Genomic DNA, 21,075 nt, shown 5'->3' with positions numbered 1-21,075 from the left:
GTTTTTTACGGATGATTAGTTTAAAAATTCAAAAATACCAGCAGCACCTTGTCCTGTTCCTACACACATGGTAACCATTCCGTATTTATTATTCATTTCTCTTTTGCGCATTTCATCAAACAATTGCACAGATAATTTTGCACCTGTACAACCTAAAGGATGACCTAATGCAATTGCACCACCATTTACGTTGATGATATCAGGGTTTAAGCCTAACTCACGAGTTACAGCTAAAGATTGAGAAGCAAATGCTTCATTTAATTCTATTAATTCAACATCATTTTGATGTAAACCTGCTTGTTTTAATGCTTTAGGTATTGCAGCAACTGGTCCAATTCCCATAATTCTAGGAGGTACACCTGCAGCAGCATAACTTACCATTCTTGCTATAGGTTCTAGATTTAACTCTTTCACCATTTCTTCGCTCATCACCAAAGCAAATGCAGCACCATCACTCATTTGAGATGAGTTACCAGCAGTTACGCTTCCACCAGCAGCAAAAACAGGACGCAATCTAGCTAAACCTTCAATATTCGATCCTTTTCTTGGACCTTCGTCTTTGTTAACTGTATATTTTTTGGTTGCTTTTTTACCTTTTGCATCAATAAAAGTTTGTTCTACTTCTATAGGTACAATTTGGTCTTGAAATCTATTTTCTTCTAAAGCTTTTAATGCTTTTAAATGCGAGTTTAAAGCGAATTCATCTTGGTCTTTTCTAGACACTTTAAATTCGTTAGCAACAGCTTCTGCTGTATTACCCATTCCCCAATAATATTCTTCATGACCAGCTGCAACTGTATCATAATTTAATTCTGGTTTAAAACCTGTCATTGGTACAGAGCTCATACTTTCTGCTCCACCTGCAATAATACAATCTGCCATTCCAGATTGAATTTTAGCAACAGCCATACCAATTGTTTCTAACCCTGAAGAACAAAAACGGTTTACAGTTACCCCAGGAACATCAACAATATCTAACCCCATTAAAGAGATTAAACGTGCCATATTTAAACCTTGAGCACCTTCTGGCATTGCATTACCAACAATTACATCATCAATTCTTTTTTTATCAAAATTAGGCAGTTCATTCATCATATATTGAATGGTTTCTGCAGCTAATTCGTCAGCTCTTTTAAATCTGAACAGTCCTTTTGGTGCTTTACCAACTGCTGTTCTATATGCTTTTACTATATATGCTGTTTTCATTTTTTTGTGATTTTTAGATTATTTGATTTTTAGATATTTAGATTTCTAACAATCGAGAAATCTAACATTCTAATAATCTAATTTCTTAAAGGTTTACCCGTTTTTAACATGTGCTGAATTCTTTCTAAAGTTTTACGTTCTGTACATAAACTTAAAAAAGCTTCGCGCTCAATATCTAATAAGTATTGTTCAGATACTTTTGTTGGTTCAGATAAATCTCCACCAGCCATTACATAAGCCAATTTATTTGCAATTTTCTGATCGTGTGCAGAAATATAGTTACTTGCTTCCATAGAATCTGTACCTACTAAAAACATTCCTAAAGCTTGTTTACCTAACACTAAAACATCATTACGTTTTGTTGGTTGTGTGTAACCTGCATCTGCCATTAATAACGCATGCTTTTTAGCCTGTGCAATTTGTCTGTCTTTATTTACAACCACTACATCTTTTCCTTTTTGTAATAAACCTAAATCGAAAGCTTCGTAAGCAGAAGTTGCAACTTTTGCCATACCAATTGTTAAGAAATGTTCTTGTAAAACATTCAATTGAACATCACCTTTATGAAACAAATCTGATGCTCTTAAAGCCATTTCTTTAGAACCACCACCACCAGGAATTACACCAACTCCAAATTCTACTAAACCTATATAAGTTTCTGCTGCTGCAACAACTTTATCTGCATGAAGTGATATTTCACAACCACCACCTAAAGCCATTCCATGAGGAGCAGAAATAGTTGGTATTGCAGAATAACGCATACGCATCATTGTGTCTTGAAAATATTTAATTGCATAATTTAATTCATCATATTCTTGCTCTACAGCCATCATAAAAATCATACCAATATTTGCACCTACAGAAAAGTTTGCAGCTTGATTACCAATAATTAATCCTTGGTAATTTTTTTCTGCTAAATCAATTGCTTTATTAATTGCAGCTAAAACATCACCACCAATGGTATTCATTTTCGATTGGAATTCTAGATTTAAAATTCCATCTCCTAAATCTTCAATTACAGCACCAGAGTTTTTCCAAACTTCGTTTGATTTTCTAATATTATCTAGAATGATAAAAGAATCCTGACCTGGTTTTTTAGTTTGAGATTTTGAAGGAATATCATAAAAATAAGTAGCACCTTCTTTAACAGAATAAAAAGAGGTAGAACCAGTAGCTAACATTTTTGTTACCCAAGTAGCAGGTTCATTTCCTTCTGCTTTCATTAGTTCGATTCCTTTCTCTACACCAACTGCATCCCAAATTTCGAAAGGACCATTTTCCCAACCAAAACCAGCTTTCATGGCATCATCAATCTTATAAAGTTCATCAGAAATTTCAGGAATTCTATTTTGAACATAAGCAAACATGGCAGCAAAGTTTTTTCTATAAAATTCACCAGCTTTATCTTTACCACCCACTAAAACTTTAAATCTATCAATTGGTTTATCAATCGTTTTCGTAAGTTCTAAAGTTGCAAATTTCGCACGTTTTTTAGAACGATATTCTAATGTGTCTAAGTCTAAGGTTAAAATTTCCTTTTTACCATCAACTACAGATTTTTTATAAAACCCTTGGCCAGTTTTGCTTCCTAACCATTTGTTTTCCATCATTGTGTTGATGAAACCTGGCAATTTAAACAACTCGTGTGCTTCATCATCTGGACAATTTCCATAAATACCATTGGCAACGTGTACCAAAGTATCTAGTCCAACAACATCTACAGTTCTAAATGTAGCCGATTTTGGACGACCAATTACAGGGCCTGTTAATTTATCTACTTCCTCTACAGTTAAACCTAATTCTTTTACTTGATGAAATAAAGATTGAATTCCGAAAATTCCAATTCTATTCCCAATAAATGCAGGAGTATCTTTTGCTAAAACTGATGTTTTACCTAAAAATTTATCTCCATACATCATTAAGAAATCTGTAACTTCTTGTTTACAATTTGGTCCTGGAACAACTTCAAAAAGTTTTAAATATCTTGGAGGATTAAAAAAGTGAGTTACTGCAAAATGTTGCTGAAAATCATCGCTTCTGCCTTCGTTCATAAATTGAATCGGAATTCCAGAAGTATTTGAAGAAACAATAGTACCAGGAGTTCTATATTTCTCTAATTTTTCAAAAACGATTTTTTTAATGTCTAGTCGTTCTACAACAACTTCCATAATCCAATCTACATCTGCTACTTTTGCAATATCATCATCTAAATTACCAGTAGTTATTCTACTTGCAAATTTTTGACTATAAATAGGAGATGGTTTCGATTTTAAAGAAGTGGTTAAAGCATCATTTACCAAACGATTACGAACTACTTTATCTTCTAATGTGAGTCCTTTTGCTTTTTCTTTGTCGTTTAATTCTCTTGGAACAATATCCAATAAAAGAACTTCTACGCCAATATTAGCAAAATGACATGCAATACCAGAACCCATAATTCCAGATCCTATAATTGCTACTTTTTTAATTCTTCTTGTCATTTCTTTGTAATTAGTTAACTATGTCTTATTTATCTTGATTTGTAGATTCAAAAATTTTCTTTTCGGCAATTAATATGTTAATGGTTTTCATCACCTTAAAAAAAGATTCTAAATCATTTTCATTAACATGTTCTCTTACAATATTGTTAAATTGATAAACGTGATTTTTAGAAAACTTACGTCTTTCTAATCCATAATCTGTTAGTTTTACAATAACACTTCTACCATCATCTGGGTTTTTTTCTCTGTAAATAGCCCCTTTTTCTTCCATAGATTTTAATATTCTAGAAAGGCTAGTGGGTTCCATACCCATTAATGGACCTAAAGCAGTTGATGGTGTTCCGTTTACTTTGTCTATGGTTAGCAAAACAAAAGCAGAAGACATTGTGCTATCATACTTTGTTGCTTGCTCATTGTATAGTTTTGCGACTGCTTGCCAAGTTGCTCTTAATTGATGATCTATTGATTTACTTTTGTCCATTTTGACAAATATATTAAAATTTATTATGCGTGCATAGTAAATTTTAAAAAAGTTATGCGTGCATAATAAAATTAACAATTTATTTATCTGTAACAAATCTCTTGTTTAGATACTAATAGCTGTAAAAAATACCTAAATTTGTGATTAATCAACTTTAAAAAATCGACTCTAATTTATGAATAACTTACTAGAAATAAATAATGTTGTAAAAAATTATGGAGATTTTAGAGCATTAAATGATGTTTCTATCCATATACCAAAAGGTAGTGTTTATGGTTTACTAGGCCCAAATGGAGCAGGTAAAACCTCATTAATAAGAATTATTAATCAAATTACAATGGCAGATGCTGGCTCTATTTTATTAGATGGTGAGCCTTTGTCACCAAAACATACTGCAGATATTGGTTATTTACCAGAAGAACGTGGCTTATATAAATCGATGAAAGTTGGTGAACAAGCTTTGTATTTAGCTCAATTAAAAGGTTTGTCTAAAACTGAAGCTAAAAAACGATTAAAATATTGGTTTGATAAGTTTGATATTTCTGCTTGGTGGGGTAAAAAAATTGAAGAACTATCAAAAGGAATGGCACAAAAAGTACAATTTATAGTTACTGTAATGCATAATCCTAAATTATTAATTTTTGATGAACCTTTCTCTGGATTCGATCCTATAAATGCACAATTAATTGCTAAAGAAATTTTACAATTGCGAGATGAAGGTGCAACAATTATTTTTTCTACCCACAGAATGGAATCTGTTGAAGAAATGTGTGATGAAATTGCATTAATTAATAAATCAAACAAAATATTAGATGGTAAGTTGGCTGATATTAAACGCGAGTTTAGAACAAATACTTTTCAAGTGGGCTTAAATACAGCAAATCCGAATGAAGTTAAAGCGCAATTAAAAGAGAGTTTCGAAGTTTTTCCTGCGGATTTTAAATTGCTTGGAGAAGAAATGACAATGAATGTGAAATTAGGAGATACAAATTCTGCAAACGATTTGTTATCATTTTTAACAACTAGAGGAGAAGTACAACATTTTGTAGAATTAATACCAAGTGCAAACGATATTTTTATTCAGGCAATAAATAAAAACAGTTAAGAAAATGAGCAAATTAACACTAATTATAAAGAGAGAGTTTATTGCAAAAGCACGTAATAAATCGTTTATAGTGATGACTTTTTTAAGTCCGCTAATTATGGTAGGTATGGGGGCTTTAGTTTATTTTTTGATGAAAAAAAATGACGAAAAGGTTAAAGAAATCGTTTATGTAGATCAATCAGGTTTGTTTTCTAAAGAAGATTTTAAAAATACCAAAACGTTGCACTATCAAGATTTTACGGCTTTAGGAGTTGAGGAAACCAAAAAGAAAGTAGAAGCTGGTAATCATTATGGAGCTTTAATAATACCTAAACAAGATAGTTTAGAGCTTTTGGCAAAATCAATAGAATTTTACTCAAAAGATTCACCAGGAATGTCTGTAATGGGTGCTTTAGAAAGTAAAATTGAATCTAAAATCAGAAACGAAAAACTAAATAATTTCGGAATTGATATTGCAAAAATTAATGCATCTAGAATTCAGTCTGATATTAAAATGTATAATTTTTCTGGTGAAGAATCATCAAAATTAATAAACGGATTAAAAATTGGAGTAGGTGTAATAGCTGGTTATTTTTTAATGATGTTTGTAATGATTTACGGAACTTCTGTAATGCGTAGCGTAATCGAAGAAAAAACCAGTAGAATTATAGAAGTTATTGTATCATCAGTAAAACCTTTTCAGTTAATGTTGGGTAAAATTATTGGTAATGCCTCTGCAGGTTTGTTACAATTTTTTATCTGGGGAATTTTATTGTTTATTATAATAACTATAGCATCTTCTGTTTTTGGGGTTGATGTGGCAGAAATGCAAACTTCTAGAATTCCTGCAGACCAATTAGAAGCTGTACAAAAAGCTGCTGGTGGAGATAAAATGCAATTGGTAATTCAAGAGATTTTAAGATTACCAATTTTAAAAATGTTTATTTTATTTATCTTTTATTTTTTAGGTGGTTATATGTTATATAGTTCTTTATTTGCTGCTGTTGGTGCAGCTGTAGATAATGAAACAGATACACAACAATTTATGTTGCCAATAATGTTGCCTTTAATTTTAGGTGTTTATGTTGGTTTTGCAACTGTAATTAACGATCCTCATGGACCAATTTCGGTTGCTTTTTCTTACATTCCATTAACTAGCCCAATTGTAATGTTAATGCGAGTTCCTTTTGGAGTTTCTTGGGTAGAATTGGCAATTTCTATGTGTCTGTTAATCATTACATTTGTATTTATGGTTTGGTTAGCTGCCAAAATTTATAGAGTTGGTATTTTAATGTATGGTAAAAAACCTACCTACAAAGACTTATATAAGTGGTTAAAATATAAAGGATAAATGTTGCAAGATACTATTGATAAAGTTAAAGAAACCATTGTAGAAGAAACCACTTCTATTTTAGATTATAAATTTGTTTTTAGTCAAGAAATAGGAATTACAGTAAGAGGGTTAATCTTTGTTGTGGTTGCATTATTGGTAACTTCTTATGTGTTAAAACTGATAAGAAGGTTTATCACCAGAAAAATGCCTGCTAATGATAAACAAAAATTTGCAACAGTTTTTGGTTATGTAAGGTGGTTTGTGTTTTTGGTTATTTTTTTAATTGCAATGAATACTTCTGGGGTAGATGTTACAGCAGTATTTGCGGCTTCTGCAGCTTTATTAATTGGTGTGGGTTTGGCATTGCAAACCCTTTTTCAAGATATAATTTCTGGTATTTTTATTTTGGTTGATAAAACTGTTCACGTTGGCGATATTATAGAATTAGAAGGAAAAATTGGTCGAGTTTTAGATATTAGATTAAGAACCACTAGAGCTGTAACTGTAGACAATAAAGTTTTAGTGATACCTAACCATTTATATTTAACCAATATTTTATTTAATTGGACAGAGAATGGAACAGAAACAAGAGAGTCTGTTAGTGTAGGAGTTGCTTACGGTACAGATGTAGAAAAAGTAAAAAAAATATTATTAGAAATTGCTAAAAATCAGCCAACTGTATTAAAAAATCCTGCACCTGTAGTATTATTTACAGATTTTGCAGACAGTTCACTCAATTTTAAGGTAGTTTTTACGTTAAATAATAGTTTTGAAGTACGTTTTACTCAAAGTAATATTCGTTTCGAAATTGATAAAGCTTTTAAACAAAATAACATAACAATCCCTTTTCCACAAAGAGATGTACATTTGTTTACCGAAAAATAATATAATTGTGATAAAAAGAATAACCTTATTAATCTTCTTAAGTTCTATCGGTTTTTTGAATGCTCAATTAACAGATTTAGCAAGGCTAGAATATTCTTTTATACCTAAAAAAAAATCAGATGACGAGTATACAAGAATTAGAGCTTTATTTAACTATCCCATAGAGTTAAAAAATGATAAATATATTTTTATAGGTGCTGAGTATAATAATATTTTTTTGAACCTTAATGATAATTATCCTTTTGATAAATCACTTTTAGAAACCTTAACCATATTAGATATTAATTTAGGTTATACATATAAAATTAATGATAAATGGAGGGCAGGCTTTAAACTAACACCAAGATTAGCATCTACTTTAACAGAAAAAATTACTGGTGATGACTTATTTTTAAATGGTGGTATGTTTTTTGTAAAAGATAGAACAAAAGCCACAAAATTAAAAAAGCCATATAGGTTAATTTTAGGTTTAACCTATAACACAACAACTGGTATACCTTTTCCTTTACCTTTTGTTAGTTATTTTAGACAAATTAATGAGTCTTGGTCTTTTAATGCAGGTGTGCCAAAATCGAATATAAAATATAGCTTAAATGATAAAAATGACTTGCAAGCTTTTGTTGGTATAGATGGTTATTTTGCTCATTTACAAAGACCAGCAACAATTTTAGATAAAGAAGTAGATCACATATCTTTATCTGTCGTAATTTCTGGTTTGGGTTATGAGTATTTACTTAGTAAGCATTTGGTATTGTATGCTTATTGTGGTTATACGTTAAGAATGAATAACGTTTTAAGAGACAAAGACAGAGAAAATGTATTTACATTAGATAATGTGAATGCTCAATATTTAAGAACAGGAATAAAATTTAAGATATAGATGGCAAAAATACTAATCATAGAAGACGAAGCAGCAATTAGAAGAGTTTTATCAAAAATAATATCCGAAGAAAATGATGATTACAATGTAGAGCAAGCAGAAGATGGTTTGTTGGGTATAGAAATGATAAAAAATAACGATTATGATTTGGTTTTATGCGATATTAAAATGCCAAAAATGGATGGTGTTGAGGTTTTAGAGAAAGCAAAAAAGATTAAACCAGAAGTGCCAATTGTTATGATTTCTGGCCATGGAGATTTAGATACAGCAGTAAATACAATGCGTTTAGGCGCTTTTGATTATATTTCTAAACCACCAGATTTAAACAGACTTTTAAATACGGTTAGAAATGCTTTAGATAGAAAAGTTCTAGTTGTAGAAAACAAGAGGCTTAAGAAAAAAGTAAGTAAAAATTATGAAATGATTGGTGAGAGTAGTGAAATTACTCACATTAAAGAAATCATAGAAAAAGTAGCAGCAACAGACGCAAGAGTATTAATTACAGGGCCAAATGGAACAGGTAAAGAGTTGGTTGCACATTGGTTACATGAAAAATCAAATCGTTCTAAAGCTTCTATGATTGAGGTGAACTGTGCTGCAATTCCATCAGAATTAATTGAGAGTGAGTTGTTTGGTCATGTAAAAGGTTCATTTACAGGAGCAAATAAAGATAGGGCAGGTAAATTTGAAGCTGCAAATGGAGGAACGATTTTTTTAGATGAAATTGGTGATATGAGCCTATCTGCACAAGCAAAAGTTTTACGTGCTTTACAAGAAAATAGAATCTCTAGAGTAGGTTCTGATAAAGACATTAAAGTAAATGTAAGAGTTGTTGCAGCAACTAACAAAAACTTAAAAGTAGAAATTGCAGAAGGTAGATTTAGAGAAGATTTATACCATAGATTAGCAGTTATTTTAATTCAAGTACCTGCGTTAAATGATAGAAGAGAAGATATACCTTTATTAGTTGACTTTTTTACAGAAAAAATATCTAATGAACAAGGTACACCTAAAAAATCTTTTTCTTTGGATGCAATTCAGCTATTACAAAAATATGATTGGACAGGTAATATACGAGAATTACGTAACGTAGTAGAGCGTTTAATTATTTTAGGAGAAAAAGAAGTTTCTGCAAACGATATTAAATTGTTTGCAAGTAAGTAACTTCTTTAGTTTCTAAGAGTGTAATTATTTCTTTAAAATTCTTTTCTTTTGCATAATCTAATGCAGATTTGTTTTCTAAATCTTTTAGTGATGAATCTGCATTTTGCTTTATTAAAAATTCTACCATTTTTGGTTGATTGTATAAGGTTGCAAAAATTAAAGCAGAATAGCCTAATTTATTTTGAATATTTATTTTAGCGCCATTATTTAATAAAAGTTCAGCAATTTCTACATTACCCTTAAAAGCTACACCTAATAAAGCAGTGTTACCTTTTGCATCTCTATGATTTACATTGGCATTGTGTTTTATTAAAGTTTCTGCAATTTCTTTTTTATCAAAATAAGTGGCAAAAACTAAGGGACTGAATCCTCTTTGATCTTTAGAGTTTGCTAAGCTTGGAAACCTTTTTAAAAGTGTTTCAATTAAGTTAATATTTACATTTTGGATTGCTCCAAAAAAAGCATTTAAAGTATTCATATTTTTATTTTTTAAAAAGGATAAACTCTATTTAAAGAGTTTATCCTTTATGTAGTTTATTATTTATTTGATGTCAAAACGATCTGCGTTCATCACCTTTGTCCAAGTTTTTACAAAATCGTTTACAAATTTTTCTTTGCTATCATCTTGTGCATATACTTCTGCATAAGAGCGTAATATAGAGTTAGACCCGAAAACTAAATCTACGCTAGTTGCAGACCATTTAAAAGTTTCTGTTTTACGATCTCTAATTTCGTATAAAGTACCAGCAACAGGATGCCACGTATTTGCCATATCTGTTAAGTTTACAAAGAAATCATTGGTTAAAGAGCCAACATTATCAGTAAAAACTCCATATTTAGTATCTCCGTAATTTGTTCCAATTACACGCATACCACCAATTAAAACTGTCATTTCTACAGCAGTTAAGCCTAATAATTGAGTTTTATCTAATAACATTTCTTCTGGGCTAACAATGTAATCTTGTTTTAACCAATTTCTAAATCCATCAGCAACAGGCTCAAGAACATCAAAAGAATCTACATCAGTCATTTCATCAGTAGCATCTCCACGTCCTGAAGAAAAAGGAACAGTTATATCAAAGCCAGCATTATTTGCAGCTTTTTCTACACCAACATTACCAGCTAAAACAATAGTATCTGCAATACTGATGTTGAATTCTGCTGCAATTGGTTCTAAAACAGATAATACTTTTTGTAATCTTTCTGGTTCGTTACCAGCCCAATCTTTTTGTGGTGTTAAACGAATACGAGCTCCATTTGCTCCTCCACGCATATCAGAGCCTCTGTAAGTTCTTGCGCTATCCCAAGCTGTACTTACTAATTCAGAAATACTTAAATCTGTATTTGCAATTTTTTCTTTTACTAGATTTACATCATAATTAGCATTACCTACAGGAATAGGATCTTGCCAAATTAAATCTTCTGTAGGTGTGTCTGGTCCAAAATATCTTGCTTTTGGTCCCATATCTCTGTGAGTTAATTTAAACCAAGCTCTTGCAAAAGTTTCTGTAAAATAATCATGATCTTTACTAAATCTCTCACAGATTTCACGATAAATTGGGTCAACTTTCATTGCCATATCTGCATCTGTCATCATTGGGTTTAATCTTATTGATGGATCTTCTACGTCAACAGGTTTATCTTCTTCTTTTATATTAATTGGTGCCCATTGAGTTGCACCTGCTGGACTTTTAACAAGTTCCCATTCATAACCAAATAAAAGATCAAAATAACCATTATCCCATTTTGTAGGTTCTGTTGTCCATGCACCTTCAATTCCACTTGTAAAAGTATCTCTCCCTATACCAGTTCCGTTAGAATTTTCCCAACCAAAACCTTGGTTTTCTAATGGCCCAGCTTCTGGTTCAGGACCTAATTTACTTGCATCTCCATTTCCATGAGCTTTACCTACAGTATGTCCACCAGCAGTTAAAGCAGCTGTTTCTTCATCATTCATAGCCATTCTTGCAAAAGTTTCACGAATATGAAAAGCTGTTTTAGCAGGGTCAGATTTGCCATTTACACCTTCTGGATTAACGTAAATTAGTCCCATTTGTACAGCAGCTAAAGGGTTTTCCATTGAGCTTGCTTCTTCTACATCTTCATAACGTTCATCACTTGGTGCTAACCATTCTTTTTCTGCACCCCAATACGTGTCTTTTTCTGGTTGCCAAACATCATTTCTACCAAAAGAAAAACCAAAAGTTTTTAAACCCATAGATTCGTAAGCAATTGTACCAGATAAAACAATTAAATCTGCCCAGCTTAATTTGTTACCATATTTTTTCTTGATAGGCCAAAGTAAACGTCTTGCTTTGTCTAAGCTTGCATTATCTGGCCAAGAATTTAAAGGTGCAAAACGAATATTTCCTGTTCCACCTCCTCCACGTCCATCAGAAAGTCTATAAGAACCTGCAGAGTGCCAAGCTAATCTTATCATTAAACCTCCATAATGACCCCAATCTGCTGGCCACCAATCTTGGCTATCTGTCATAAGTTTTGTAACATCTTCTTTTAAAGCAGCAACATCAAGTTTCTTTAATTCTTCATGATAATTAAATTCTTCACCTAAAGGATTTACTTTAGTGTCATGCTGATGTAGAATGTCTAGATTTAATGCATTTGGCCACCATTCTTTATTATCTTTTTCAGCTGAAGTATTGCCTCCGTGAAAAGGACATTTAGTGATATCTCCAGAACCGTGTTTTAAATTTTCCATTATAAATATATTTTTAAATTTTAGTTTTATTTTTATTGATGAGGCAAACCTACGACTATTTTATAAATAATTAAAATCTATTGTTTTTATTTTAATATAGATATTAATTATTGATAATGAATTGTAGCATTTCTAAAAATAGTAAATTTTAAATAAAGTTAATTTATCTTAAGTGTAATTTGGTATAAATAAAATTTATTAAAACATAAGAACATCCCATTAATATTTTTAAAATAGTTTGCTTGTATTAGTATCTTTGTAAAAGAAATAAGAACAAATTATTAATAAAATAAAATTTAAAAAAAATGGCAACAGCAGTTGGTAAAAAATTTCCAGATTTAAATGTAGACGCAATGAATGAAATGGGTGATACATTTAAAGTAAATGTATTAGAAGAAGCAGTTAATAATAACAAAAAAGTTGTTTTATTCTGGTACCCAAAAGATTTTACATTTGTATGTCCTACAGAATTACATGCTTTTCAAGCTGCTTTAGGTGAATTCGAAAAAAGAAACACAATAGTAATTGGTGCTTCTTGTGATACTCCTGAAGTACATTTTGCTTGGTTGAGTCAATCTAAGGATAATGGAGGTATAGAAGGTGTTACTTATCCATTATTAGCAGATTCTAACAGAAACTTATCTTCAATTTTAGGAATTTTAGATATTACAAACGAAACTTTTGATGAAGCTACACAAACTGTACAAGTAGAAGGTGATAACGTAACTTACAGAGCTACATATATTATTGATGAAGAAGGTGTTGTACAACATGAAAGTATCAATAACATGCCTTTAGGTAGAAATGTTGGTGAATATTTACGTTTAGTAGATGCTTTAACTCATGTTCAAGAAAAAGGTGAAGTTTGTCCTGCAAACTGGGAAGAAGGTAAAGATGCTATGTCTCCTAATGCAAAAGGAACTGCAGAATATTTAGCTTCTCATTAAATAGATTTTTTTTAAATGAGTTTGTGTTAGTGTTGGGGGATAATAGCACAAACTCATTTTTTAAATATAAAAAAACAGAATTATGTTACAAGAATTAAGTCAAGATAATTTATCAGAAATTGTTGCTGATAATCAAAAAGTAGTAGTACAATATTCTGCAACTTGGTGTGGAAATTGTAGGATAATGAAACCAAAATTTAAAAAATTGGCTTCAGAAAACGAAAGCGTAGCTTTTGTTATTGCAGATGCAGAAGCTTATCCAGAAAGCAGAAAGTTAGCAGATGTAAGTAATTTACCAACTTTTGCAACTTTTGTAGATGGTAAAATTGTAAATCAAACCCAAACCAATAAGTTTGATGTATTAAAAGATTTAGTAAACGAAGTTGTGTAGTTATGAAATTACCTGTAATAAAACACTTAACTAATTTTATCGAAGAAAACGATCAAGATTATGTTTTAGAAACTATAGAAACACTTGAAGCATTAACAGAAGTTCCTTCTTTAAAAGACGAAGAATTAGATGTTATTGGTGAGTTAATTTCTAACATGTATGGTGCTATAGAAGTAGATAAAATGGTAAAGACTGGCACACCAAAAAAAGAAGCTTTAAATACTTTTATGAAAAGAGTTTTAGGCTCTATAGATAAATAAGTATTGCAAAATAATAGTAAAAAACCTCAAGTGGAAGCTTGAGGTTTTTTTGTGTTTTATTCTTCTTGATATTGTAGTTCAATAATAGTTTTATCTACTCTTGTACCTTTTTCATTATTAATATCTATTAATGATGTTCTTTCGGTTTCTATTCTATGAGGTAAACCAGGGTAGTAATAATATTCGTAAGTATTTCTGTCTTTTATTTCAAATTTTGATGTTTTTAAAGCTTCTTCAAACTTTTCATCAGTAATACCTAATTTTTTAAATACCAATTTTAGTAATTCTAAAGAATCTTTAGGGTCTAAATCTAATTCTTGTTTAAATACACAAAAATCATCATCTACATCAACAGAATCAAAAAACACTTTTGCATCTGCTTTTATAGGATTTCCACCAAACATATTTGGTAATTGATCTACATAAGTTAATGTTTCATTAGTGTTAAATTCATATCCCATAGGAAAATGAAAATATTGTAATTCCTTAATAACCAGTTTTTCAATACCTTGTTGAGTAGCATACATGGCTTTGATTGGTTTCATAGATTTTTCTAAAACCTTCTCCATCTCTTTATCTTCTGCACCTAAAACAATAACAACATCATCAATCATGGCACTTAACAAAGTACTGACTTCTTGCCAGTTTAAAATTTCTAAAAACTCGCCAGTTTCAGAGGTTTTATACTTTACTTCTGTAAATTCATATTTTTCAAATTTTTCTAAAAGTTCTTCAGGAATGTTATAATTATTGCCCAAATCATTCTCATATTTCCAGCTAATCGTATAAGAAGTTTCGGTAGAATCGATCACTTCAAAAAGTGCAGTATATTCACTTTTTCTATCTTTAACTAATTTGCCTTCTTTAGTTTGTTGTTGAATTTTAGACACTTTATATTCATACATATCACCTAAAGACCAATAAGCTACAAAAGAAACAGTAGTGCTATCTGTTTGAGAAAAGGATAAATTTTGACAAAGAAGTATAAAAGCAAATAGTAATATTTTTTTCATTTTCAATTTTTTTAGGGTTTTTTATAATGATTTATAGGAGTTACAATTCAACATCCTTAGAATTCTCAGAATATGTTCTCCATTTTTCTAAACAGTCTGTAATATCTTTAGGTACTTCTGAATTGAACTGCATAAATTCACCAGTAATTGGGTGTGTAAATCCTAATGTTTTTGCGTGTAAAGCTTGTCTTGGTAAAACTTTAAAACAGTTGTGTACAAATTGCTTGTATTTGGTAAAAGTTGTTCCTTTTAAAATGTCATTTCCTCCATATCTTTCATCATTAAAAAGAGTATGGCCTATATGTTTAAAATGCGCTCTAATTTGATGAGTTCTACCAGTTTCTAACTTACATTGTACTAAAGTAACGTACGTTAAACGCTCTAAAACTTTAAAATGAGTAACTGCATGTTTTCCAAAATCACCATCAGGAAAAACAGCCATTTGCAAACGGTTTTTTAAACTACGCCCAATATTGCCTTCAATTCTACCTTCATCATCTTCTATATTTCCCCAAACCAAAGCGTAGTATAAGCGTTCTGTAGTTCTATCAAAAAATTGTTTCGATAAATGTGCCATTGCAAATTCGGTTTTAGCAACAACTAATAAACCACTAGTATCTTTGTCTATTCTATGTACCAAACCTGGTCTTTCGTTAGAATTTGTTGGTAAATTTTCAATATGATGAATTAATCCATTTACTAAAGTTCCAGAATAATTTCCATGACCTGGATGCACAACCATTCCTGCTGGTTTGTTAACCACAATAACAGTATCATCTTCGTAAACAATATCTAAAGGAATATCTTCTGCAACCAATAAGTTTTCTGCTGGTGGATATGCCAAAACAACTCTTACTACATCAAGTGGTTTTACTTTATGGTTCGATTTTACAGCAACATCATTCACTAAAACATTACCTGCTTTTGCAGCTTGTTGTACTTTGTTTCTTGTTGCGTTTTCAATGAAATTCATCAAAAACTTATCAACTCTTAATGGCTCTTGACCAGCAGTGGCTGTAAATCTATGATGTTCGTATAAATCATCATTTTCTATGTCTTGAGAATTATTTTCTTGCATATTTTCTAGTTACTAAGTTTCTAAGAAACAAAGTTGTAAAGTTTAATGAATTTTATTTTTGCTAACTAACTGCTAACTGAATTCTATCTCTCACCATCACCCAAAACCAACTCAATAATAGAGTTTTTAGGCAATTTATCATTAGGGTTTAAGATTTTTCCTTTGTGGCGTAAACCTCTAACTACATCTAAACCAATGTCTCTAACATAAGTATAATCTGTACCTACAATAAAACCAATTGCTGTTAATTCAGATTCAGCTTGTCTTTTGGTGCGTCCATTTAAATCTGGAATGGTAATATCTCTAAATTTAGACGGATTTAAAGTAAGGTATATTTTACGTTTTTCTTTAACAAAATCTCCAGCTTCAGGGCTTTGTTCTATCACAGATTTTTTAGGATAAGTTGGGTTGTAGCTTGCGCTGTCTATCACTTTAAAATCTAAATTTAATTCTTTTAATTTTCGTTCGGCTTCATCTAAAGTAATTTTATGAAGATTAGGAACTTGTATTTTTTGGTCGTGATTTGTGGTTATGTTTAACCAAAACTTTAAGACAAAAAATAATATAAAAAAACCAACAATTGCAATTACAATTTGCAATAAAAACGATTTGCTTTTCAGAAATTTAAAAATACTCATAAATGTTTTTTGATAGATGCACAAAGATATAAAAACTAAACGTTGCAGTTTCTATTTATATTTTGATAAATTTGTTATAATTAATACAATTTGATGAAAAAAAATATTGCCATAATAATGGGTGGATATTCATCCGAAGTTAACATTTCTTTAGTGAGTGGAAATGTGGTTTACAAACATTTAGATAAAGAAAAATACAACGCATTTAGAGTGCATATTCTAAAGGATAAATGGGTTGCTTTAGATGATAATGATAAGGAATATAAAATCAATAAAAACGATTTTTCTTTTGTTTTAGCGAATGAAACTATAACATTTAGTTGTGTTTTTAACGCAATTCATGGTGCACCAGGTGAAAACGGAATGCTATTGGGTTATTTAGAACTGCTAAATATACCTCATACTTCTGCTCCTTTTTATCAAATGGCATTAACTTTTAATAAAAGAGATTGTTTAAGTGTTGTAAAAGAATATGGGATTAAAACTGCAATTTCTGTATATTTAAATAAAGGTGATGTTATAGATACTGATGCAATTATTGAAAAAGTTGGTTTACCTTGTTTTATAAAACCAAATAATGCTGGTTCTAGTTACGGAATTTCTAAAGCTTATAATAAAGAAGAAATTTTAAAAGGAATTGATGTTGCGTATAAAGAAGACAATTCCATTTTAATTGAGTCTTTTTTAAACGGAACAGAAGTTTCAGTTGGAGTTATTGAGTATAAAAACGAAATAAAAGTATTGCCAATTACAGAAATTGTATCAGAAAATGATTTCTTTGATTATGAAGCCAAATACGAAGGTAAATCTCAAGAAATAACACCTGCCAGAATTTCATCAAAAGAAAAAAGTAGGGTAGAAGTGGTTGCGAAAAAAGTATACAAGGCCTTAAATATGAGTGGTTTTTCTAGATCTGAATATATTTTTGTTGATGGAGAACCTCATTTTTTAGAAATGAATACAGTGCCAGGAATGACAGAAGAAAGCATTTTGCCACAACAAGCCAAAGCTGCTGGAATTTCTTTAAAAGAACTGTTTGACAATTCCATTGAAATGACATTAAGATAATTTCTGTTACAAATTCACTGATAAAAAAATGTGAATTTATGACAATCAAAAGAATAAAGATGAAAAAAGCAATTTTTCCAGGATCATTTGATCCACTAACATTGGGTCACGTAGATATTATTGAAAGAGGGGTAACCGTTTTCGATGAATTAATTATCGCCATTGGTATTAATGCAGATAAAAAATATATGTTTTCTTTAGTAGAACGTAAAAAGTTTATCGAAGAAACCTTTAAACACGAACCCAAAATAAAGGTTGTAACCTACCAAGGTTTAACTGTAAATTTTTGTAGAGAACAAAATGCAAATTTTATTCTAAGAGGTTTAAGAAATCCTGGGGATTTTGAGTTTGAAAAAGCCATAGCACATACCAACAGAAAATTATCAGAAATTGAAACGGTTTTCTTATTAACATCTTCTGGTAAAAGTTATATTTCTTCATCAATTGTAAGAGATGTAATTAGAAACGATGGAGATTACACAGGTTTAGTGCCAGAGGCTGTTAGAGTAAAATAAAAATCAAAACAAATATGCTTTCCACTTTGTTTTGTCATTTCGACCTTGTGGAGAAATCTCATACATTAATGTTGATTTTATTGTCGACATTTTAATTTAATATAAAATGAAAAAAATAATCGTACTTCTTATCTCAATTTTAATTTTTTCTTGTGATGATTCATCCAAAGAAAATATAGATTTCACTACACTTTTTGAAACTTCAAAAGGTACAGAAACTCCAGAATACAAAGAGGTAATTTCGTATTACACAGATTTGGCAGAAGTATATGATGAAATTTCTTTGTTTTCTTTTGGGCAAACAGATTCAGGGGAACCTTTGCATTTGGTGGTGTATGACAAATCAGGCATTTATAATGTTGATGAAATAAAAAACTCACCAAAAAATCGAATTCTAATCAATAACGGAATTCACCCAGGTGAATCTGATGGAATTGACGCTTCTATGATGTTGTTAAGAGACATTGTGAAAAATGATTCTTTACAGAAAAAGTATCAAAATTCAATTATTTGTGTAATACCTGTATATAATGTTGGTGGTTCTTTAAATAGAAATTCGCACACAAGAGCTAATCAAAATGGGCCTTTAGAATATGGTTTTAGAGGTAATGCCAGAAATTACGATTTAAATAGAGACTTTGTAAAACAAGACACAAAAAATGCGGCAGCTTTTGCAGAGATATTTCACACTGTAAATCCTGATGTTTTTATAGATAATCACGTAAGTAATGGAGCAGATTATCAATATGCAATTACACATTTATTTACGCAACATAACAAATTAGGTGGCAGTTTAGGTAACTTTTTACAAAATAAAATGCGACCTGATTTAGAAACATCTTTGGTTAATAAAGGCATTAATATTACACCTTATGTAAATGTTTGGGGCACAACTCCAGAAACTGGATTTTCGCAATTTTTCGATTCACCAAGATATTCTACAGGTTACACAACCATGTTTAATACTTTAGGTTTAATGGTAGAAACGCATATGCTAAAACCTTATAAAATTAGAGTAGAGCAAACGTATGAGTTAATGCTTTCTGCTTTTGATTTTGCTGAAAATAATTCAGTAGATATTAAAGAATTACGTGCCAAAGCTACATCAGAAATTTTAGCTAAAAAAATATATCCTATACAATTTAAAGTGGATAGAGAAAAGTATAGAACTTTAAATTTTAAAGGTTATGAAGGTGAAATTATAGATAGTAAAGTTACCAATGGAAAACGATTGTTTTATGATAAATCAAAACCTTTTGTAAAAGAAACTAAGTATTTTGATGAGTTTAAAGTTACCAAAACAATCGAAATTCCGAAAGCGTATATTTTGCCTCAAGGTTGGCATAATGTTGTTGATCGATTAAAGAATAACAATATTGAGTTTACACGTTTTAATAATGATACCATAATTAAAGTTGAGGTAAATCATATTAAAGATTATAAAAGTAGAACATCGCCTTATGAAGGACACTATCTGCATTATAACACTACAATTTCTGCATCTAAAGAAAGTATTAAATTTTTAAAAGGTGATATTTATATTGATACCAATCAAAATGGAGTTCGTTATTTATTAGAAACCTTAGAAGCAGAAGCTACAGATTCCTTTTTTAACTGGAACTTTTTCGATACTATTTTACAACAAAAAGAAGGGTATTCTGCCTATGTGTTCGAAGATGTTGCTGAACAATTATTAGCAGAAAATCCATCACTTAAAAAAGAGTTTGAAGATAAATTAAGCAATGATTCAGATTTTGCTAAGAATCCAAGAATGCAGTTAGATTTTATTCATAAAAATTCACCATATTACGAAAAAGCGCATTTACGTTTACCCGTTTTTAAAGTTTTTTAATTTATTGAATAACTACAGTGTTTCTGCTGATGATTTTTTCATCATTTTTAAAGATTAAAAAATAAGTTCCGCTTTTTAAATGAGAAATATTATGCGTGTTAGAGCTGTTTTTTTGTTTGATATCAATTAATTTACCAAGTACATTATAAATGTAAATCTGACTGTAATCTTCAGGAAAATAATTAATAATCTGAATTTCATTTACAACAGGATTAGGAAATATTTTAATAATTTGATTGTTGGTTTTTAAATCGTTTACAGACAAAGTATTTACTTCTTCAATACTAAAATCGGCAAATAAAACAGCTTCATCTCTTAAATCTTGCACGTTGTTTAAACTTCTATAAATACCCCATTTTGGGCGTACAAATTCAGCACCATTTTGCCAATTATCAATAGAGTTGTTTTCGTATTCAAAAACAATAGTTTGGTTGTCAACTCTTTTAATTTCTATGGAATAATAACTGTTTGTGCCAAATTCAATTCTTTCTGTAAACTCAACCCAGTGTCCTTTTATTAAAGATAAATCTACTTTTTTTAATGTTTCTTGATCATCAGTGCTCGTTTGTCTTAATTCTAATTGATCTGGTGTCCCTTTTCTTGCAGTTAACGTATACATTGGTATAGAAGAAAAATCGCCACCCACAGATTTTAATTGATGCAAGTGTGTAAAATTAGGTGATGCTTGAAAATTTGCATCAATTTTCATTTTCCATTTGTAAACAACTTTTTCGCCTTCAATCGCTTTTAAATTTTCAGGACTTTTGTCATAAGATTTAATTTCAGTTCGTTGTCTATCGTCGTTTTTACAACGATCATCATCTTCATTAGCATGTGCAAAAAATCGAAAAACGTTTTTGTTTAAGTCAGCATCAAAAAGTTCATCTATATGTCTGCCAAAAGTGGTGTGTTTGCAATCTGGCACTTCAACTACATCATAATTAGGTGCTAAAACAGAATTTATCAATTCATAAGTATTTCCTGAACCATCTGCAGTTAAAGTTACTTGAGAAAAAGTTGGAGAAGAAAAGCAAAATACAAATAAAAAAAGAAGGTATAAATGTTTCATTTTGATTGTGAT

General features: G+C 30.4%; 20 protein-coding genes. 11 read left to right on the top strand and 9 right to left on the bottom strand.

Annotated elements, in window-relative coordinates:
- Positions 1 to 15 precede the first annotated feature (15 nt).
- The 3 genes from ACJJVK_RS00565 to ACJJVK_RS00555 form a co-directional block, all read right to left on the bottom strand.
- Positions 16 to 1,206, bottom strand: a complete 1,191-nt coding sequence (locus ACJJVK_RS00565) for an acetyl-CoA C-acyltransferase (RefSeq protein WP_405562226.1) — start codon at positions 1,204 to 1,206, stop codon at positions 16 to 18.
- Between the two features lie 77 nt (positions 1,207 to 1,283).
- A complete protein-coding gene (locus tag ACJJVK_RS00560) occupies positions 1,284 to 3,686 on the bottom strand; it encodes a 3-hydroxyacyl-CoA dehydrogenase NAD-binding domain-containing protein (protein WP_405562224.1) in 2,403 nt (800 codons plus the stop codon).
- A 25-nt stretch (positions 3,687 to 3,711) separates the two neighbouring features.
- Positions 3,712 to 4,167, bottom strand: a complete 456-nt coding sequence (locus ACJJVK_RS00555) for a MarR family winged helix-turn-helix transcriptional regulator (protein WP_215995908.1) — start codon at positions 4,165 to 4,167, stop codon at positions 3,712 to 3,714.
- Between the two features lie 175 nt (positions 4,168 to 4,342).
- On the opposite strand from ACJJVK_RS00555, the gene ACJJVK_RS00550 reads away from it, so the two are divergent.
- From ACJJVK_RS00550 to ACJJVK_RS00530, 5 genes are read left to right on the top strand one after another with little or no spacing between them, the layout of a single operon-like run.
- Positions 4,343 to 5,272 carry an ABC transporter ATP-binding protein gene (locus tag ACJJVK_RS00550; RefSeq protein ID WP_405562222.1) on the top strand — a complete coding sequence of 310 codons (930 nt, stop codon included), beginning with the start codon at positions 4,343 to 4,345 and terminating at the stop codon, positions 5,270 to 5,272.
- Positions 5,273 to 5,276: 4 nt separating this feature from the next.
- Positions 5,277 to 6,602 carry an ABC transporter permease gene (locus tag ACJJVK_RS00545; RefSeq protein ID WP_405562220.1) on the top strand — a complete coding sequence of 442 codons (1,326 nt, stop codon included), beginning with the start codon at positions 5,277 to 5,279 and terminating at the stop codon, positions 6,600 to 6,602.
- Positions 6,603 to 7,469 (top strand): mechanosensitive ion channel family protein, encoded by an 867-nt coding sequence (locus tag ACJJVK_RS00540; RefSeq protein ID WP_405562218.1) that lies wholly within the window; start codon positions 6,603 to 6,605, stop codon positions 7,467 to 7,469.
- A gap of 7 nt (positions 7,470 to 7,476) precedes the next feature.
- On the top strand, positions 7,477 to 8,349 hold the full coding sequence (locus tag ACJJVK_RS00535) for a DUF6268 family outer membrane beta-barrel protein (protein ID WP_405562216.1): 873 nt from the start codon (positions 7,477 to 7,479) through the stop codon (positions 8,347 to 8,349).
- Positions 8,350 to 9,513, top strand: a complete 1,164-nt coding sequence (locus ACJJVK_RS00530; protein ID WP_405562215.1) for a sigma-54-dependent transcriptional regulator — start codon at positions 8,350 to 8,352, stop codon at positions 9,511 to 9,513.
- On the opposite strand, the gene ACJJVK_RS00525 is transcribed toward ACJJVK_RS00530, so the two are convergent.
- Positions 9,491 to 9,991 (bottom strand): ankyrin repeat domain-containing protein, encoded by a 501-nt coding sequence (locus ACJJVK_RS00525; protein WP_405562214.1) that lies wholly within the window; start codon positions 9,989 to 9,991, stop codon positions 9,491 to 9,493. The genes ACJJVK_RS00530 and ACJJVK_RS00525 overlap by 23 nt on opposite strands.
- A gap of 63 nt (positions 9,992 to 10,054) precedes the next feature.
- Positions 10,055 to 12,232 carry a catalase/peroxidase HPI gene (gene katG / locus ACJJVK_RS00520; protein WP_405562212.1) on the bottom strand — a complete coding sequence of 726 codons (2,178 nt, stop codon included), beginning with the start codon at positions 12,230 to 12,232 and terminating at the stop codon, positions 10,055 to 10,057.
- A 305-nt stretch (positions 12,233 to 12,537) separates the two neighbouring features.
- On the opposite strand from katG, the gene ACJJVK_RS00515 reads away from it, so the two are divergent.
- The 3 genes from ACJJVK_RS00515 (at position 12,538) to ACJJVK_RS00505 (ending at position 13,830) form a co-directional block, all read left to right on the top strand.
- Positions 12,538 to 13,179: a peroxiredoxin gene (locus ACJJVK_RS00515; protein ID WP_215995916.1), complete on the top strand. Its 642-nt coding sequence runs from the start codon at positions 12,538 to 12,540 to the stop codon at positions 13,177 to 13,179.
- 82 nt (positions 13,180 to 13,261) lie between these two features.
- Positions 13,262 to 13,570, top strand: a complete 309-nt coding sequence (locus ACJJVK_RS00510; RefSeq protein ID WP_215995917.1) for a co-chaperone YbbN — start codon at positions 13,262 to 13,264, stop codon at positions 13,568 to 13,570.
- Between the two features lie 2 nt (positions 13,571 to 13,572).
- Positions 13,573 to 13,830 (top strand): DUF6952 family protein, encoded by a 258-nt coding sequence (locus ACJJVK_RS00505; protein ID WP_215995918.1) that lies wholly within the window; start codon positions 13,573 to 13,575, stop codon positions 13,828 to 13,830.
- Between the two features lie 56 nt (positions 13,831 to 13,886).
- Here the strand turns inward: ACJJVK_RS00505 and ACJJVK_RS00500 are convergent, their stop codons facing one another.
- The 3 genes from ACJJVK_RS00500 to ACJJVK_RS00490 form a co-directional block, all read right to left on the bottom strand.
- Complete coding sequence (locus tag ACJJVK_RS00500; RefSeq protein WP_405562209.1) at positions 13,887 to 14,843, bottom strand: hypothetical protein; 957 nt, start codon at positions 14,841 to 14,843, stop codon at positions 13,887 to 13,889.
- 40 nt (positions 14,844 to 14,883) lie between these two features.
- Positions 14,884 to 15,921: an RluA family pseudouridine synthase gene (locus ACJJVK_RS00495; RefSeq protein ID WP_215995920.1), complete on the bottom strand. Its 1,038-nt coding sequence runs from the start codon at positions 15,919 to 15,921 to the stop codon at positions 14,884 to 14,886.
- Between the two features lie 83 nt (positions 15,922 to 16,004).
- A complete protein-coding gene (locus ACJJVK_RS00490) occupies positions 16,005 to 16,559 on the bottom strand; it encodes a PASTA domain-containing protein (RefSeq protein ID WP_215995921.1) in 555 nt (184 codons plus the stop codon).
- A gap of 93 nt (positions 16,560 to 16,652) precedes the next feature.
- Between ACJJVK_RS00490 and ACJJVK_RS00485 the strand changes: the two genes are divergently transcribed.
- The 3 genes from ACJJVK_RS00485 to ACJJVK_RS00475 all read left to right on the top strand — a co-directional run bounded on the left by ACJJVK_RS00485 (position 16,653) and on the right by ACJJVK_RS00475 (position 19,994).
- Positions 16,653 to 17,627: a D-alanine--D-alanine ligase gene (locus ACJJVK_RS00485; RefSeq protein WP_405562206.1), complete on the top strand. Its 975-nt coding sequence runs from the start codon at positions 16,653 to 16,655 to the stop codon at positions 17,625 to 17,627.
- Between the two features lie 59 nt (positions 17,628 to 17,686).
- Entirely contained in the window at positions 17,687 to 18,142 is a 456-nt protein-coding gene (coaD, locus tag ACJJVK_RS00480; RefSeq protein ID WP_405562204.1) for a pantetheine-phosphate adenylyltransferase, read from the top strand.
- 106 nt (positions 18,143 to 18,248) lie between these two features.
- The gene (locus ACJJVK_RS00475) at positions 18,249 to 19,994 is read left to right on the top strand and encodes a M14 family metallopeptidase (protein ID WP_405562203.1); all 1,746 of its coding nucleotides are present in this window, start codon (positions 18,249 to 18,251) and stop codon (positions 19,992 to 19,994) included.
- Position 19,995: 1 nt separating this feature from the next.
- Here ACJJVK_RS00475 and ACJJVK_RS00470 read toward each other — a convergent pair whose 3' ends face one another.
- Complete coding sequence (locus tag ACJJVK_RS00470; RefSeq protein WP_405562201.1) at positions 19,996 to 21,063, bottom strand: T9SS type A sorting domain-containing protein; 1,068 nt, start codon at positions 21,061 to 21,063, stop codon at positions 19,996 to 19,998.
- Positions 21,064 to 21,075: the final 12 nt, after the last annotated feature.

Origin of the sequence: Polaribacter sp. Asnod6-C07, from assembly GCF_045063625.1 — a bacterium.
Classification (GTDB): Bacteria; Bacteroidota; Bacteroidia; order Flavobacteriales; family Flavobacteriaceae; genus Polaribacter; species Polaribacter vadi_A.
This window is presented reverse-complemented; position numbering and strand designations above follow the sequence as displayed.

Bases quoted from the DNA above. Each gene is read 5' to 3' on its own strand.
- ACJJVK_RS00565 (WP_405562226.1), bottom strand. From the start codon at position 1,206: ATGAAAACAGCATATATAGTAAAAGCATATAGAACAGCAGTTGGTAAA.
- ACJJVK_RS00560 (WP_405562224.1), bottom strand. From the start codon at position 3,686: ATGACAAGAAGAATTAAAAAAGTAGCAATTATAGGATCTGGAATTATG.
- ACJJVK_RS00555 (WP_215995908.1), bottom strand. From the start codon at position 4,167: ATGGACAAAAGTAAATCAATAGATCATCAATTAAGAGCAACTTGGCAA.
- ACJJVK_RS00550 (WP_405562222.1), top strand. From the start codon at position 4,343: ATGAATAACTTACTAGAAATAAATAATGTTGTAAAAAATTATGGAGAT.
- ACJJVK_RS00545 (WP_405562220.1), top strand. From the start codon at position 5,277: ATGAGCAAATTAACACTAATTATAAAGAGAGAGTTTATTGCAAAAGCA.
- ACJJVK_RS00540 (WP_405562218.1), top strand. From the start codon at position 6,603: ATGTTGCAAGATACTATTGATAAAGTTAAAGAAACCATTGTAGAAGAA.
- ACJJVK_RS00530 (WP_405562215.1), top strand. From the start codon at position 8,350: ATGGCAAAAATACTAATCATAGAAGACGAAGCAGCAATTAGAAGAGTT.
- ACJJVK_RS00525 (WP_405562214.1), bottom strand. From the start codon at position 9,991: ATGAATACTTTAAATGCTTTTTTTGGAGCAATCCAAAATGTAAATATT.
- katG (WP_405562212.1), bottom strand. From the start codon at position 12,232: ATGGAAAATTTAAAACACGGTTCTGGAGATATCACTAAATGTCCTTTT.
- ACJJVK_RS00515 (WP_215995916.1), top strand. From the start codon at position 12,538: ATGGCAACAGCAGTTGGTAAAAAATTTCCAGATTTAAATGTAGACGCA.
- ACJJVK_RS00510 (WP_215995917.1), top strand. From the start codon at position 13,262: ATGTTACAAGAATTAAGTCAAGATAATTTATCAGAAATTGTTGCTGAT.
- ACJJVK_RS00505 (WP_215995918.1), top strand. From the start codon at position 13,573: ATGAAATTACCTGTAATAAAACACTTAACTAATTTTATCGAAGAAAAC.
- ACJJVK_RS00500 (WP_405562209.1), bottom strand. From the start codon at position 14,843: ATGAAAAAAATATTACTATTTGCTTTTATACTTCTTTGTCAAAATTTA.
- ACJJVK_RS00495 (WP_215995920.1), bottom strand. From the start codon at position 15,921: ATGCAAGAAAATAATTCTCAAGACATAGAAAATGATGATTTATACGAA.
- ACJJVK_RS00490 (WP_215995921.1), bottom strand. From the start codon at position 16,559: ATGAGTATTTTTAAATTTCTGAAAAGCAAATCGTTTTTATTGCAAATT.
- ACJJVK_RS00485 (WP_405562206.1), top strand. From the start codon at position 16,653: ATGAAAAAAAATATTGCCATAATAATGGGTGGATATTCATCCGAAGTT.
- coaD (WP_405562204.1), top strand. From the start codon at position 17,687: ATGAAAAAAGCAATTTTTCCAGGATCATTTGATCCACTAACATTGGGT.
- ACJJVK_RS00475 (WP_405562203.1), top strand. From the start codon at position 18,249: ATGAAAAAAATAATCGTACTTCTTATCTCAATTTTAATTTTTTCTTGT.
- ACJJVK_RS00470 (WP_405562201.1), bottom strand. From the start codon at position 21,063: ATGAAACATTTATACCTTCTTTTTTTATTTGTATTTTGCTTTTCTTCT.